Source organism: Okeania sp. SIO2C2 (assembly GCF_010692625.1).
In the GTDB taxonomy this organism is placed as follows: domain Bacteria; phylum Cyanobacteriota; class Cyanobacteriia; order Cyanobacteriales; family Microcoleaceae; genus Okeania; species Okeania hirsuta.
This window is the reverse complement of the sequence record NZ_JAAHGM010000003.1, coordinates 51,790-66,004: the sequence shown is the minus strand read 5'-3', so window position 1 is coordinate 66,004 and position 14,215 is coordinate 51,790. Positions and strand designations below refer to the sequence as shown.

The following is a 14,215-nucleotide window of genomic DNA, read 5'->3' as shown; positions in this document are numbered from 1 at the left end:
TCTTTTTTCTACTTTTCCCACCCTTCCAAGCACTAACTGTCAAATTTACATAAATATAACAACATAGGATACCATAGTATTTGGCAAATTATGTTATCTTTTCTTTTTTTGCTTTTCTGGTTTGGCAGGTTCTGGTTTAGCCAATGATTCTTGTTTGCTTAAGGCCAACAGAGCGTGCATATCAAAGGATGTTTTGAGTCTACTTTCTGGTTGCCTGACTGGTATAAATCTATTTTGTCTCCATTCAACTTCGATAATCTGATTTCCTTGCTGTAGTTTAGTATTTAAGTTTTTTACTACCAGTAATGTTTGCATTCTCTCCAAAGCAATCATAAAGGCTCTTGTTTGGGCATAAGTTCCTTCAAATTCTACTTTAAATTCTCGTCGCTTTAATTTACCATTTACCAGTGGTCCTAATGAATTATCGTTAACTATATAGTTGCCATCTTTTGACTCCACTGGTTCAAATTTAATCATTTTGGCTTGTCGGTCTTCATTACTAATTCCTGTATTAATTTGATCGATCAGTTTATTCATATCGTACAGCAGAGTTTTCATGGTTTTTTCACTGGCAAATAAGCTGGTTACGTCTTCTCTTTGTTTCTCAGCTTCTGCCCTTTCTGCTTCTGCTTTTGGTCGTTCTTTTATTTGTTTTTTCTGTTCTTTTATAGTGTTTTTTGCTGTCTCTATTTCTGTTCTTAATGTCGCACTTTTTTCAATTGCTGGTTTGAAATGACTATATCCTAAAAACCCTGCTGCTCCTAATCCGACAACGCCAATAACTGCTCCGATAAATCTGGGGTCTTTGAGTGAGATACCGAATATTTTCGGACCCTCTGCTTCTTGTTCTTCTAATTCTGGATTCCATTCATTTGCTACTACCATTTTTAAAATACTCCTTTTTGTGTTAATATTTCTATCCTATCTACTAATCCAATTGCTCCTTGACTTTTTAATTGAGGCAATAATTCTGATGCGCCTAAGGGGCTGAGATTTGTTTCGATTTTATATTCAACTACTTGTGGTAATTCTGGTATATCCGGAGCTAAAGTTGACCTAGATTCTTGTAATTCTAGTCTGGTTGGATTAGGTTTTTTCGCAGCACTAATTAGTTTTGTTTTTTCTCCTTGGAAAAATGGGGAGTTTTGCAGTAGCAATAAAAAGTCATTAATTTGACCATAAGAATCTGCTGTCCCAGAAAATGATATAGTTGCTGTTGGTTTTGGGGGTGCTGCTGCCTGTTCTTTTTTATCCCTTTTTGGAGCTTTTTTACTTGCTGGAGGTGCTGCTGGAGCAACTATTTTTGGTTCTTTTTGTTCTATACTAGCTATTTTGACCCCGCTAGGTATGAGGGTGCCAAATTCTCCCAATAAAGCTGACCATGGTTTAATTTGGTCGAAAACTGTTGCTAAGGCTTTTGCCTCTGCTTTAAATGTCTTAGTTTTTTCTTTGATTGCTTCTATATCTTTAATTTGAGTGTTTAGTTTGCTCAATTCGGCATTTAATTTGTCTAGGTCTGCCTGTAATTTGGTGTTTACTCGATTGAGATAGAACCATCCACCTGCAACTAGACCATTAACTGCTACTGCTACTGCTGCCCCAATCAGAATTGGTCTGGGGTCTTCTAGTGATAGTCCACCACCACTTATTGGTTTGGGAATATCTTTTTTATATTCTGGGCGATCGTTAAGAAAATTTATATCTAAGCCATACATAATTAATTTAAACCTCTCTTAATCCTAAACCTAATACGACTCCTAGACTGGAACGTTGTTCTAGTGGAATTTCTTGTTCTATTTCTAGGGCTAAAGTTTCTATTGGATCGACTTTGGATGCGGGTAAACTTAAACGTTGCATAAAAAAGTCATCTATTTGTCCTATTGCTGCACCCGATCCTGTTAATAATAATTGTGCCACCTCCAAATCTTCAAATTGATTGAGATAGAAATCTATTGAGCGTCGCAGTTCATCCCCTAATTCTGCTAATACTTTTAGTAAGGCATTAGTTCCAGGGTTGGGTTCGTTGCCTGTGACTCCCATTGTATCTAATACTGGAACGGTCATTCCCAGTAGTTCGGTAGTATCTCTGGTCGGAGGTAAGTTCATTGCTTCGTTTAAGGAAGATTGCATTTGATAAGTACCAATGGGAATTGTCCGGTTAAATTGAGGTATTCCATCTACTACGATAGCAAGTTCAGTACTGTCAAATTCTAAATCTGCTATTACTGTTGCTTCTTGGGGTCCATATTGTTGAAGTATATCTTTTACTGTTCGGATTAAGGCAAAGTTACTTACTTCTAAAACGTCTATTGCTAATCCTGCTTGGGTGAATACTTCTATGTAGCTATCTGTTACTTCTTTTCTAGTTGCTACTAAGGCTACTTGTACTTTTTCTAAATCATCATTTGGGTCTACTATTATTCCTAATTTTTGGTAGTCTACATCTGCTTCTTCTCTGGGAAATGGTAAGTATAAACCTGCTTCTTGATTCATATAATCTTGCAATTCTTGGTCGTTTAATTCTGCTGGTACAGGTATTACACGAGTTACTGCTTCTCTGCCTGGAATTGCTGTTGCTACTCTTCTGGTTTTTATATTGTTTTCTTCTATAGCTGACTCTATTAGCTCTGATACTGTAGGGGGATCAACTATTTGACCTTCTAAAAATACATCTTCTGGCACTTCTGCTGTGGCAAGGGTTACTAACTTTAATTGCTCTCCTTGTTGACGGATTTCAGCAATATTAATTCTTTCTGGGCCTATCTCTACTCCTATTCCTGGTTGCTTTTTTTTTAACAATTTTTTTAAGTAATTAACCATAGTTATCCTAATTTTAATTTAATACAAATATGTTTTTCTAAATTTGCCATGACTAGACCTAGAAATTATGGCAGTTTTGAATCAGTTCGCCTCCTGCAGAGGAACTGCGAAATTCTGGTGTATGATGGGGATTTTGATTTACCAAAAATGTACACACTAATTTTTCAAATAAACGTGAGGGTTGGAAATACAATGTTAAAAACTATTGATAAATTGATGATGATCATCTTGGCAATACTATCTATAAGTTAATTAAGTATTAAGGTATAGTTAGTTGTGTTTATTATCAGATTTCTATTAAAATACTCATACTAACTACCAAAAGTCTTAACTATGATTTTTTGTTTTCCAAGAGTTAGTGTTTAGTATTTAATAACTTTTGTTATGCTGATTTTTTCCATTTTCCAAGAATAGCATTAATTTCTGAAAAATGCTTTGAATCAGTTATCAGTAATCGGTAAAAGTGTTTCGGCATTTCAACTGTATCTCCCAATTATGGCCAAGGGAAAACCAAATATAGTTAAAAAAAGTGAGCAGTTATCAGCGATTGGTAAAAGTGGTTCAGTATTGAAACTGTATTTGCCAATTCTGTGCTCAAAGAAGTCCGGGATACTCTTGATTCTAATCTACTCCAAACAATTAATATTAAATCCGTTTAATTAGCAAAAAAATTGTCTATTGGAGTGAGAAACAGTGAACTGATAACTCAATAGTGAAGAGTCAATGATGGACTTGTTAATAGACAATCAATATTTGTCTAATACCAATTTTATCTGAGGCGACACAGGGTTAGGATTAGGTGTTCATTTTTGGGCGTTAGGTATAATACCAATTTTACGTGAGGCGACACAGAATTATGAAATTTATTAACTTTTCTGTCTCGCTCTACAGTCAGCTCTGATTAAAATATTATTCTATACAACTTCACTTTAATTTTGTATAAGCTATTTAGTCTACCATAAAATTATGTAATTAATTTTGCTTATATCTTTCCAAATTAAAACTAGATTGCTTATATTTTATAGACAGTTAAGTGATTTTAAAAAGTATCATTTTACAGCTTAAATTTAATCTAAAACAATGTTTTTTAACGAGAAAATTATTGAGATTCAGTTACTAAAAACTAATCTTATAATTTTTTACTATTCTCAATTTATAGCGGTGTTCACAAAGGTAGACTTGCATTGCTTCTGCCTTCTGCCCTCTGCCTTCTGCCTTTAAGCCAAAATCTCTGTATTCTATGTTAATGAAAACTGCTATAAGCTATTAACTGTTTCCCCCCCAAATTAATTCCTGAATCACCTTTCAAATTTAAATTTTATATATTGATAAAACCTCTACTATAAATAGACAAAAAGATAGTAATTTAAATTATATAAGAATTTTATTTTTCCTTGATAATGGAAGGCGCAAAAATTATCATAACTTCAATCAAATAACTATATTTCAGATACTTTTATAGATTTCATCAAATGTTTTACATTGTTAAATGGCAACGTTTTAGACTATTTGCTATCTTCGGACTAATCTTAACATTTTTGATTAGTTGCACCACTCTCTCTCCTAACTTAAATACTCAAGAAATTAAGTTTTGGACGATACAGCTTCAACCTCAATTTACGAATTATTTTAATCAATTGATTACTGATTTTGAAACTGATAATCCAGATTTATCAGTACGATGGATTGATATACCTTGGTCAATGATGGAAAAGAAAATTCAGAGTGCTATTTTGACAAATACTCTTCCAGATGTGGTTAATCTTAACTCAAGTTTTACATATCTATTAACTGAAACTAATGCCTGGTTAAATTTGGATACTATATTATCAGATTCGGTAAAAAATCAATATTTACCTAACTTTTGGCAGGCTAGTCAAATTAATGGTAAAAGTTTTGGTATTCCCTGGTATGCCACAACAAATATAACTATTTATAATTCTCAGCTATTTCAACAAGCAGAACTAGAACAACCTCCCAAAAATTATTCAGAGTTAGCAGAGGTGGCTAAACAGATTAAAGAAAAAACTGATAAGTACGCATTTTTTATTTCTTTTCTACCGGAAGAATTGTCAGAGGTACTAGAATCTTTTGGCAAGATGGGAGTGACACTGATAGATGTTGATGGAAATGCTGCTTTTAATACCCCAACTGGTCAGGCAGTATTCAAGTATTGGGTCGATCTATATCAAGATGGGCTATTACCAAAGGAGGTATTGACAAAAGGAAGTCAAGCTGGTATTGATTTATATCAAGCTGGAGAAATAGCTATGTTGTTTTCTGGTTCAGAAGTTATTGGGGTAATATCTGAAGATACACCAGAGATTGGACAAGTATCAAAACCTGTATCTCAAATTACAGGTGAAACTGGTAAAAAAAGTATGATGTTAATGAATTTAGCTATTTCTAGTAATACTAAACTACCAGACCAAGCGCTGAAATTTGCTTTGTTTATTACTAATAATCAAAATCAAACGGCTTTTACTCAAGAGACTAATGTTCTACCTTCTATAACTCAGACTTTAGAGAATAGTTATTTTCAAAATCTTCCTTCTAATGCTTCTACTCAAGATAAAGCTCGAATTATTAGTGCTAATCAAATGCTGAAAGCAGAAGTTTTACTTCCAACAGTTAAAAATTTGAATGAGTTGAAACAGATTATTTCTCAAAACTTACAGGCAGCTATGTTAGCAGAGAAAACTGTTGAGCAGGCGATCGCTGATGCGGCGTTTGAATGGGATAATTTATAGTTTTTCAGGTTGAAAATTGGGAATTCTTAAAGTAGTAATATTATGTCCGGTTAAACATTTATAAATAATTAGGGAGGAGTCAGGATCAAAGAATTTACCAGGAGAAAGAAGTGTTTTTATTACTAATTATTTGTTGTATCTATATAAAATTATAATATCATGTCTGCTTGAATACTTATATTTTGGTGGAAGGAAGGCAGAGGGCAAAAGCGGTGCGACCCCGCGTCGGCGACAGACGCCAGCGGTCGTTAGCGCAGCTTCCCGTAGGGTGGGATGGCGAGGAAACCTCGCCATATCCAATCGACCAAGACAGGGAATGGGCACGAAGATAGGCACTATCGAACTGTAATTCTTCTATATGACCAGATGACAGGGATAAAATGGCCCAATCCTCTCCTTTGTATTGAGCTAACTTAATAAATCGTGTGATATTAGCAGAAGTTCCTGCTGTAACGACTAATCTAAAGTTTATTTTCGTGTTTTTTTTCCACTGTTTTAATGAGTTATAACCTTCCCTGACATAAAGAGTATTACGGGGATAAAATCCTACAGGACTAAGCAAAGGATTGTCTTGATTTCCCTTTTCTTTATACTCTAAAACTTGGTCATAAACACGCAAAATTTTCTCTTCAACCTGTGCCTGTGCTACAGCTTGTCTGAGTGCTTTTAAGCCCCCCATACCTAAGTTGTCATCTTGAACATAAGCACAGATTTCAGAGGGTTTTACCCCAGCATTTAAAGCCATATTAACCAAAGTTAAACCAATATGGCAAGGTTGGTGTGAGGCAAATTTACACAACTACTCTCCCAATTTAGCACCTCTATTGAACAAACCTGAAACTCTAAAACAACACACATATACTCCGATCTACCAAAAATTTCAGGCATTAATCGGTAAAAAATTAACATTGCGAGATTTGGCTTTTTACTTGAAGCAGGATTTATTAAGTCTGACTAAAATCTTGATGAATTATGTGAGTCAAGAAATAATTCAATTGACTGATTTGCCTGATCTACCTGCATTATATGTAGTGAAAATTGATGCACTAAAAAGTTAAGCAAAAGAGATTCAAACACAAAATTAATCATTACCATAAACTATTATAAAGAGCCAGAAAAAATTAGTAGTTTGTATTGATAATTGCCCCATAATTAGTCAAATTATGGGGAAAATTATTACAAAAAGAGGCTATCAATTTATAGGAATTCAAAAGTCTACATTAGCTGTGTCTAGTCTCATAGAAATACAACCAGATTTAATATTTTTAGACATAGAAATGCCTATTGCTAATGGCTATGAAATTTGTCGCCAACTTCGTAGAGTACCTCATTTAAAAAATACTCCGGTAGTAATTCTAACTGGGAGAGACAGTATAATTGATCGAGTTCGCGCTCAGTTTGTAGGATGTTCTGAATTTATAAATAAACCAATAAACCCAGAAAAAATTGAGGCAATTTTTCATAAATACCTGTCTTTAACAAACACAAAAACAGAAATTTCAGTAGTAGGGTCTTTAGTTCCCGCTAGTTGCTAGAAAATGTCCTAATAAATACAGAGAACCACATAAAACAATCAGATTTTCACTGTCAACCACAGCCTCTTCCATCGCGGTTCTTAAATTGGGGTAAGCTTGACAGAATGCTAATTCTGTGCAAATATTCTTAGCTATAGTAGTAAGCTGACCCGTATCAGCTGAACTATGGTCTGGCACAGGAACTAGGTGCAAGCGATCGCCTGGTCTAATCAAGGCGCGAAAAATTTCTGAATGTTCCTTAGTTGAAAGCATACCCATCACCCAACTTACGGATGGGTAACTCAGTGTCTTGACATATCTCCCCAATACTTGGGCAGCAGCAGTATTATGAGCACCATCAATTAATAATTTACTGTCTTGCCATTTTGTCCATTGCAAACGCCCAGGCCATTTAGTATTAGCTATTCCTTCTTTAATTGCTGCTGGAAAAATCTGCCAACCCTGTTTTTCCAGGATATGAATTGTCGCAATAGCGATCGCTGAATTTATTAACTGTACATCTCCAAGTAATGGGAGTGGGTATTCAATACCTTGATAATTAGCCATTGGCAGAGAATCATTTTCTCTACTCCCCTCTAATAATTCAGCAGGTTTCACCCAAACTACGGGACACTCCAAATCATTAACCCGTTTTTGTACTACTTTTTCCGCTTCTGGTGGTAGTTGCCCAATTACTGCAGGACATCCTGGTTTCAGAATACCCGCTTTTTCACCAGCAATATCAGCTAAAGTTGGACCCAACCTTTGCCAATGTTCCCAACTAATTGAAGTAATCACAGTTACCATTGGTTGCTGACAAACATTTGTGGCATCTAGTCTTCCTCCCAAACCTACTTCTACAACTGCTACATCTACTTCTTGTTGAGCAAAATATAACCAAGCTGCTGCAGTAATAACTTCAAACAGAGTGGGTGAAGCTTGTTCTGGATTAATAGCTGCTTCTACTTCTTCCAATAACTCTTCTAGTTTAGTCGGAGAAATTTGTTGTTCGTTAAGGCAAATACGTTCTGTCCAGTCTACTAAATGGGGTGAAGTGTAACGTCCAACTTTATATCCCGCTGCTGTGAGGATCGAAGATAAGTAAGCACAGACAGAACCTTTACCATTTGTCCCCGCAACGTGAATAATGGGTACTTGTTGATGAGGGTTTCCTAGGTTATCTAAGAGTTGGTAGATGCGTTCCAGACCAAGCTCAACGCCAAAGTGTTCAAAGCGTTTCAGGAAAGAGTCTATTGAGTTCACAGTTTTTTATACCAAAAAGCGATCGCGTTCCTCATATAATGTAGATGTAATCTGATAATATTACAGTAAATTTCTAACTATGTCCATTTTTTTCTTCTGTAGTTTGCCCCTATCCTATCAAGGTCTGAATCATCGCCTCACATAGAGACCCCTTGACCACTTGATCGAACCTAACAAACATAGGTGAACTATTTAGTTCTAAAAATACAAGTTTCTTCGTTTTTGGATCTGTTTTGAAGTCAGCAGCTCCAAAATCCATCCTTAAATTGGCCATAAACTTTCGTAATAGCTCCACTTCATCTGGCAGTGTTGCAAGAGGAATGATTTCCGCATCTGGTTTGACCCGATAATCTAGATGCTGACTACGAATTTCAAAAGCAAAGGCATAATTTCCTACTATATATATCCGAATTTCTGGCGCAACTAATCGATTTTGGACAATAGCTGGCATAGCTGCACAACCATTCCTAAACTGGATAGAGGAATACAATTGTTCTAGGGAATAACAAAAATCACCCCCTGCAACTGGCTTCGCAATTGCACTCCCCACAGGATATTGGCCTAATTCCTCGGCTTCGTTTGTAATCAAAGTATCAGGGATGAGCAACCCTAACTCTTGGGCTAAAATTAGCATTGCTGCCTTATTGCCAACTGCAGGTAAATGGTTACGATTGAACAAACGGATCTTAGGTTGTGAGAGTAACCAACCATAGAGGGTTTGATACCAACCCGACGCCCGTTGTGATGCTCCAGATTTGGGAGCGCTCAAATTACCAAAAACGTCATACCGAATAAACGCTCCAGTTGCCGATACAACTCGGTCTTTTATTCTAGGTTGTCCCTGGGTAAGATGCCATGAAAACTCTGGACTCTCTTCTTGCCCATGGCATAATTCGCAAACAGGAACATGTTGACTTTTAGCAATTTCAATTAGTCGAGTTAGATTCGGATCTAACCCCCCACCTGCAATTAGCAAACATCCACCATCTCCTGATTTAATCATTAGTACCGACCAAACGGACCACTCTCTTCACCTATAGCATAAGTAGTAGGACCTTCTTCTCCATATGCCAATGTCGTTGCTTGAGGTTCTTCCTCTCCTAGTGCCTGTGTTGTTGGTTGAGGACCTTCTTCTCCTAGTGCCTGTGTCGTTGGTTGAGGACCTTCTTCTCCTAGTGCCTGTGTCGTTGGTTGAGGACCTTCTTCTCCTAGTGCCTGTGTCGTTGGTTGAGGACCTTCCTCCTCTCCGTATGCCAATGTCGTCGGTTGAGCTTGTGAAATGAGTTGAGGACCTTCCTCTCCGTATGCCAATGTCGTTGGTTGAGGGCCTTCCTCTCCGTATGCCAATGTCGTTGGTTGAGGACCTTCCTCCCCTACTGCCTGTGTCGTAAATTGAGGCTCTTCTTCTCCATACGCCAATGTTGTAGGTTGAGAGCTTATCTGGCCAGGTGTGATAAACTCACCAGCATGAACAGTAATGGAATTAATACGGGCTGAAACAATTACTGCATCTGCACCATTAGTCGGTGTAAAATCCACAGTAGCCATAATTGGCGTTAAGCGTGGAAGACTAACATCTGATGGTTTATCAGCGTCAAAACTAAATTCTAGGACAGAATCATCTGGATTAGGATCGGCTGAGTTATCTAAACGAGGATTTGTCCATCCGGAAGTTGCACTCAGTCCCTCTGCTTGAATACAGAGCTTCAGCGGAGACTCGGTAATCTTAATTACAGAAACCTGCAGTACCTTGAAAACTTTCATGTTTGAGTGTATTTTTTTAGGTAAATTTGAGGTTGAACTCAAGTTATACAATCTTATCTTGTTTTCGATAATGACTTCCTATTTTTTTTTTGATCTTCTTAATATTTAATGCTGATAACTAGGGCGTGCTGATTAAATCTAAAAGCATTGACATATAAAAAACAAGTGCCTTTTTGGGGTCGAATTGCAGTGCCTGGTATCACGTCTAAAACGCTCAAAAAGTTAGTATTTTAGGCAAGGTTGGGCATAAAAATAATTCTTACAATTCTTACTCCTGCCTCCTCTAAATTCCTATTTCTCCTGTCTCCTGTCTCCTGTCTCCTGTCTCCTACCCCAAACCCTAACTATATTTTTAGAGCTATTTGATAAATTTGGCGACGGGACAGGTTTGTTTGATAGGCCAGTTGGCGACTAGCTTGCGATCGCGAAATTCCTTGTTCTAAAAGTTTTTGTAATTCTACTTTAATAGTATCTTCTGATATTACTGGTGTATCTGGTTCAGCTCCTGCAATAATCAGGGTAAATTCTCCCCTTGGTTGATTAGTTTGATAATGAATAATTGCTTGTCCAATTGTACCACGCCAAAATTCTTCATAGAGTTTTGTTAATTCTCTAGCTAAGACTATTTTTCTCTGTTTACCTAATACTTTAGCTAAATCTTCCAAGGTTTGTTTTAGCTTATGAGGAGATTCATATAAAATTATGGTTTCTTGTAAGTTGGGTAAAATTTCTAAGTCTTGTTGACGTTGTTTACTTTTGCTTGGTAAAAAACCGATAAATATAAATTTATTGCTAGGTAGTCCAGAAGCACTTAATGCTGTAATACTTGCACTTACTCCTGGTATTGGTACTACGGATATATTTGCTCCAACACAAGCTTTTACTATTTCATATCCAGGGTCAGATATTCCTGGCATTCCTGCATCAGTTACTAGAGCAATTGTTTTTCCTTGATGTAATTTTTCGATTAATTCAGGTATACGACTTTGTTGGTTATGTTGATGGTAACTTAATTGTGGAGTTTGGATATCAAAATGTTGTAATAATTTGTTGGTGTGGCGAGTGTCTTCTGCTGCTATTAAGTCTACTGTTTGTAGGGTTTTAATTGCTCGAAATGTTATATCTTCTAGATTACCTATTGGTGTGCCAACAATGTAAAGAGTCCCTAAATTTACTTCACTCATAACTTGACTATTCTACTTCCTCGATCTTTCATTTAGGAGTAAAGTCTCTTTAGTTTTTCAATGCTTAGAGAGTAACTCTGAATGGTCAAAATAATTTGATTTCTAAATAGATCCAATTTACAACTAAATTAATCGTAAAATTTTGATTCCAATAAATTTACTACTTTGGTTTAGTTCAAATTACTATTATCTGATTCCCAGTCTGGACAAGTTTCTCCCTCTACACCATAAGGGTGCATTCCACAAACTAATAAATTTCCACCATAAACTTGACCATGATAATTATTACATCCCCTACAAGCTGGATGTTCTTCTACTGTTGGTTCTACACGATCAACAAAATAGTCTATATCTTCCCCTCCCACATCAAAATCTAAGTCCAGGTATACTTCGATAATAGGATCTATTAAATCATTTAGATACTCATCTATCTCTACAATAAAGTTAGTACGTATTTCTTCAGTAATCTCTTCCGAGAACTTTCCCCACTCATCAAATACTTCAGAAATTTCTTCTGACATTTCATTGAAGAAATTTTCTACCTCTAATGCAGCAGTTTCAATTACTTCAAACAAGTTTTTTGACCAGTCTTCCATGATTATCTGTTTGAGCTTTTCTCTTTAAACTTAGGGTGTCTAAACTCTTGGAGCAGAGCTTAATTTTGGCCTAAGATTTAATCTTTTTGTAGCCGACGCAATTCATCCTGTAGCTTATGCACTTCTTGGCGCATTTTATCTACTTCTTGGTTTGACTCTGATGAACTGTCATCCTCAGAAAGAATTTCTATACGACGTGGTTCCCTTGGTCCTGTTTCTGGAGATGATTCTACCGTTGGCTTTTGCATAGCTTTATTCATCATATCTTCGACAAATTTACGACCCTCTTCCGTAGTCATTTCACCACGCTTAACCATCTCATCTGCCAGTTTTTGGGTCTCTGTTCTTAGTTCTGCCAATTTTTGGTTAGCTTTCTCTCCTGCATAAGAGGCTAATCCCACTCCTAGATAAACCGCCCTTTGAATAATTCCTCCGAAATTATCCATAATATATCCTGGCTCCTGTTAAGTGACGTTATCTCCCGCTAAATCTCGCTATTATAGCGGAAGTTTCTCCTCCTCACGGATGGATATTCCTGCTTCCCTGGCTGACTAATGTCTAAGCCTCCACAGGCAGCAACGATGAGACCCACCGCTGTCTTGTACTAAAAGTTCTGTACTCACCTGGTTTCCGATACGATTTTGCTAACAAATGTTAACAATGCACAGCAAGATCGCCTACTGAGGGGGTATCTCCCAAAGTCTACAAGAAAACCTGTAGACGCTTTTTAAACACTTACATCGTCTTGGTTATCGACGTTCGCAGAAGTTTCAATTACTTGACCATGCTAGGGGTAACTTATCAGGATAGCGGTTACATAGTGGCATGGTTTTGCACCATAAACTACTCTGTCTGCACATGATTATAGCACAATCTATGCAACTATATCGGTATAACTATATCAACGTATATGAATTTATGTGAATAAATATTAGCAAATCAACAATAGAGTTGTCGCTAAATAGATAGAAAAAATCGCTCAAATTAAGACACAGTAGTAATTCCATACGTTTTGAACTGGAAATTGCTAAAATCCTTACATGATAAGGGTTTAGCAGTTTTTTATAGTTATAAAGCGACAAGTCTAATAGTTAATCAACCTTCAGGGAATTTTACCTCAAATACGGAATTACCAGAACTTCACCAGTTGAACCCCACATCTTGAGTTGTCTAGATTCAGCAGTCAGGCGCGTATTGCCGCTACTCCTAACTTGCCTGAACTTAGAAGGCTTAAGCTACCTTGTCAACTAAAGAACGCTACTCGTTTTTTTGCGGGTCGTTATTTCCCTCTCGTTAGGATTAACAGGTATAACAGGAGACCCCTCGTGACATTTAGTTGGGTGACCCGGAGCCAACGCCTACCATAAGCATCCCGTGTTGCTGCTACCTTCCGGTCCTGACAAGGTTTAGGCGTTACAGCCGCGCTGGTCCGAATCACTTATTACTATAACACAAATTTTCATTCTGCAACTATGCACCACTGATAAATTTCATAACTGACACAATTATTTTTGATGAGAGGGTCTTGGGCCACTATTTTTTGGGCTTCTGACATAGATGAAGCTTCAAATAGTAACATTCCTCCTTGATGTTTTTTCCAGTAACCAGTCTGAGCTTTATGTCCTTTAGCAATTAATTCTTGGACATAAGCTATATGGTCTGGTACATACTGGTCAAATATGGTTTTTTCGACTATACCTTTTTCTATTTTGGCAAACCAAGGCATTTTATTTTTTAAATTTTGAATTTTATGGGTCAATCAAAACGTTTATTATTTGTGGCTCTTGTGCCACCTGAAAATATTCAAAATCAAGTAACTGAAATTAAGGAATATTTTGCTAGTCAATATAATAGCAGTCATGCTTTAAAATCGGTGCCTCATATTACTTTACAACCTCCTTTTAAATGGCCGACTGAAAATTTAGCAGTTTTGCAGGAGTGTTTACAGACTTTTGCTCAAAATTGCTCTGTTTTTCCCATTACTTTGTCTGGGTTTTCTGCTTTTCCACCTCGTGTTATCTATATTAATGTTGTCAAAACTCCAGAACTATTAAAAATACAAAAAGATTTAATTCAATTTACAGAAACTACTTTAGGAATTGTACATCCCCCTTCTAAAATTCGCCCTTTTTCTCCCCATGTAACAGTAGCTTTTCGAGACTTAACTAAAACGAATTTTCGAGGAGCTTGGTTAGAATTTCGAGAGCGATCGCTTTACTCTGAATTTACAGCTTCTGAGTTAACCTTATTAATTCATAATGGTAAGCGGTGGGATATTTGTAATGAATTTCTTTTTAGAGGATTTCAAAAATACTAAATACACA

The 14,215-nt window shown here is 36.6% G+C and carries 15 protein-coding genes and 1 other RNA gene; 4 read left to right on the top strand and 12 right to left on the bottom strand.

What is annotated here, in order from left to right:
• Positions 1-93 precede the first annotated feature (93 nt).
• The 3 genes from F6K18_RS02515 to pilM are packed head-to-tail and all read right to left on the bottom strand — an operon-like array spanning position 94 to position 2,820.
• Complete coding sequence (locus F6K18_RS02515) at positions 94-885, bottom strand: pilus assembly protein PilO (RefSeq protein ID WP_287518346.1); 792 nt, start codon at positions 883-885, stop codon at positions 94-96.
• A gap of 2 nt (positions 886-887) precedes the next feature.
• The gene (locus F6K18_RS02510) at positions 888-1,715 is read right to left on the bottom strand and encodes a PilN domain-containing protein (RefSeq protein WP_287518344.1); all 828 of its coding nucleotides are present in this window, start codon (positions 1,713-1,715) and stop codon (positions 888-890) included.
• 7 nt (positions 1,716-1,722) lie between these two features.
• Positions 1,723-2,820, bottom strand: a complete 1,098-nt coding sequence (gene pilM / locus F6K18_RS02505; protein ID WP_287518342.1) for a type IV pilus assembly protein PilM — start codon at positions 2,818-2,820, stop codon at positions 1,723-1,725.
• A gap of 1,472 nt (positions 2,821-4,292) precedes the next feature.
• Here pilM and F6K18_RS02500 point away from each other — a divergent pair.
• Positions 4,293-5,570 (top strand): sugar ABC transporter substrate-binding protein, encoded by a 1,278-nt coding sequence (locus F6K18_RS02500; protein WP_287518340.1) that lies wholly within the window; start codon positions 4,293-4,295, stop codon positions 5,568-5,570.
• Positions 5,571-5,745: 175 nt separating this feature from the next.
• On the opposite strand, the gene F6K18_RS02495 is transcribed toward F6K18_RS02500, so the two are convergent.
• Entirely contained in the window at positions 5,746-6,315 is a 570-nt protein-coding gene (locus F6K18_RS02495; protein ID WP_287518338.1) for a hypothetical protein, read from the bottom strand.
• A gap of 79 nt (positions 6,316-6,394) precedes the next feature.
• Here F6K18_RS02495 and F6K18_RS02490 point away from each other — a divergent pair, with 79 nt between their 5' ends.
• Together F6K18_RS02490 and F6K18_RS02485 are read left to right on the top strand one after the other, a co-directional pair.
• The gene (locus tag F6K18_RS02490; protein ID WP_287518335.1) at positions 6,395-6,628 is read left to right on the top strand and encodes a hypothetical protein; all 234 of its coding nucleotides are present in this window, start codon (positions 6,395-6,397) and stop codon (positions 6,626-6,628) included.
• 42 nt (positions 6,629-6,670) lie between these two features.
• Entirely contained in the window at positions 6,671-7,105 is a 435-nt protein-coding gene (locus F6K18_RS02485; protein WP_353735002.1) for a response regulator, read from the top strand.
• On the opposite strand, the gene F6K18_RS02480 is transcribed toward F6K18_RS02485, so the two are convergent.
• From F6K18_RS02480 to F6K18_RS02445, 8 genes are all read right to left on the bottom strand, one after another.
• Entirely contained in the window at positions 7,085-8,347 is a 1,263-nt protein-coding gene (locus F6K18_RS02480; RefSeq protein WP_287518334.1) for a folylpolyglutamate synthase/dihydrofolate synthase family protein, read from the bottom strand. The genes F6K18_RS02485 and F6K18_RS02480 overlap by 21 nt on opposite strands.
• A 109-nt stretch (positions 8,348-8,456) precedes the next feature.
• Positions 8,457-9,350, bottom strand: a complete 894-nt coding sequence (locus tag F6K18_RS02475) for a hypothetical protein (protein WP_287518332.1) — start codon at positions 9,348-9,350, stop codon at positions 8,457-8,459.
• Complete coding sequence (locus F6K18_RS02470; RefSeq protein ID WP_287518329.1) at positions 9,350-10,111, bottom strand: hypothetical protein; 762 nt, start codon at positions 10,109-10,111, stop codon at positions 9,350-9,352. The genes F6K18_RS02475 and F6K18_RS02470 overlap by 1 nt, the downstream gene beginning before the upstream one ends.
• Before the next feature lie 344 nt (positions 10,112-10,455).
• Positions 10,456-11,295, bottom strand: a complete 840-nt coding sequence (gene rsmI / locus F6K18_RS02465; RefSeq protein ID WP_287518326.1) for a 16S rRNA (cytidine(1402)-2'-O)-methyltransferase — start codon at positions 11,293-11,295, stop codon at positions 10,456-10,458.
• Positions 11,296-11,465: 170 nt separating this feature from the next.
• Positions 11,466-11,891 carry a hypothetical protein gene (locus tag F6K18_RS02460; RefSeq protein ID WP_124143008.1) on the bottom strand — a complete coding sequence of 142 codons (426 nt, stop codon included), beginning with the start codon at positions 11,889-11,891 and terminating at the stop codon, positions 11,466-11,468.
• A 77-nt stretch (positions 11,892-11,968) separates the two neighbouring features.
• Positions 11,969-12,337: a hypothetical protein gene (locus F6K18_RS02455; protein WP_287518323.1), complete on the bottom strand. Its 369-nt coding sequence runs from the start codon at positions 12,335-12,337 to the stop codon at positions 11,969-11,971.
• Between the two features lie 893 nt (positions 12,338-13,230).
• An RNA gene (ffs, locus tag F6K18_RS02450) (signal recognition particle sRNA small type) lies at positions 13,231-13,327 on the bottom strand.
• 23 nt (positions 13,328-13,350) lie between these two features.
• A complete protein-coding gene (locus F6K18_RS02445) occupies positions 13,351-13,617 on the bottom strand; it encodes a YciI family protein (protein ID WP_287518320.1) in 267 nt (88 codons plus the stop codon).
• 24 nt (positions 13,618-13,641) lie between these two features.
• On the opposite strand from F6K18_RS02445, the gene F6K18_RS02440 reads away from it, so the two are divergent.
• Complete coding sequence (locus tag F6K18_RS02440; protein WP_287518318.1) at positions 13,642-14,208, top strand: 2'-5' RNA ligase family protein; 567 nt, start codon at positions 13,642-13,644, stop codon at positions 14,206-14,208.
• The last annotated feature ends 7 nt before the right edge of the window (positions 14,209-14,215 follow it).

Excerpts from the sequence above, each read along its gene's own strand:
- F6K18_RS02475 (WP_287518332.1), bottom strand. The coding sequence starts at position 9,350 with ATGATTAAATCAGGAGATGGTGGATGTTTGCTAATTGCAGGTGGGGGG.
- F6K18_RS02455 (WP_287518323.1), bottom strand. The coding sequence starts at position 12,337 with ATGGATAATTTCGGAGGAATTATTCAAAGGGCGGTTTATCTAGGAGTG.
- F6K18_RS02445 (WP_287518320.1), bottom strand. The coding sequence starts at position 13,617 with ATGCCTTGGTTTGCCAAAATAGAAAAAGGTATAGTCGAAAAAACCATA.
- F6K18_RS02500 (WP_287518340.1), top strand. The coding sequence starts at position 4,293 with ATGTTTTACATTGTTAAATGGCAACGTTTTAGACTATTTGCTATCTTC.
- F6K18_RS02515 (WP_287518346.1), bottom strand. The coding sequence starts at position 885 with ATGGTAGTAGCAAATGAATGGAATCCAGAATTAGAAGAACAAGAAGCA.
- F6K18_RS02510 (WP_287518344.1), bottom strand. The coding sequence starts at position 1,715 with ATGTATGGCTTAGATATAAATTTTCTTAACGATCGCCCAGAATATAAA.
- F6K18_RS02440 (WP_287518318.1), top strand. The coding sequence starts at position 13,642 with ATGGGTCAATCAAAACGTTTATTATTTGTGGCTCTTGTGCCACCTGAA.
- pilM (WP_287518342.1), bottom strand. The coding sequence starts at position 2,820 with ATGGTTAATTACTTAAAAAAATTGTTAAAAAAAAAGCAACCAGGAATA.
- rsmI (WP_287518326.1), bottom strand. The coding sequence starts at position 11,295 with ATGAGTGAAGTAAATTTAGGGACTCTTTACATTGTTGGCACACCAATA.
- F6K18_RS02495 (WP_287518338.1), bottom strand. The coding sequence starts at position 6,315 with ATGGCTTTAAATGCTGGGGTAAAACCCTCTGAAATCTGTGCTTATGTT.
- F6K18_RS02460 (WP_124143008.1), bottom strand. The coding sequence starts at position 11,891 with ATGGAAGACTGGTCAAAAAACTTGTTTGAAGTAATTGAAACTGCTGCA.
- F6K18_RS02470 (WP_287518329.1), bottom strand. The coding sequence starts at position 10,111 with ATGAAAGTTTTCAAGGTACTGCAGGTTTCTGTAATTAAGATTACCGAG.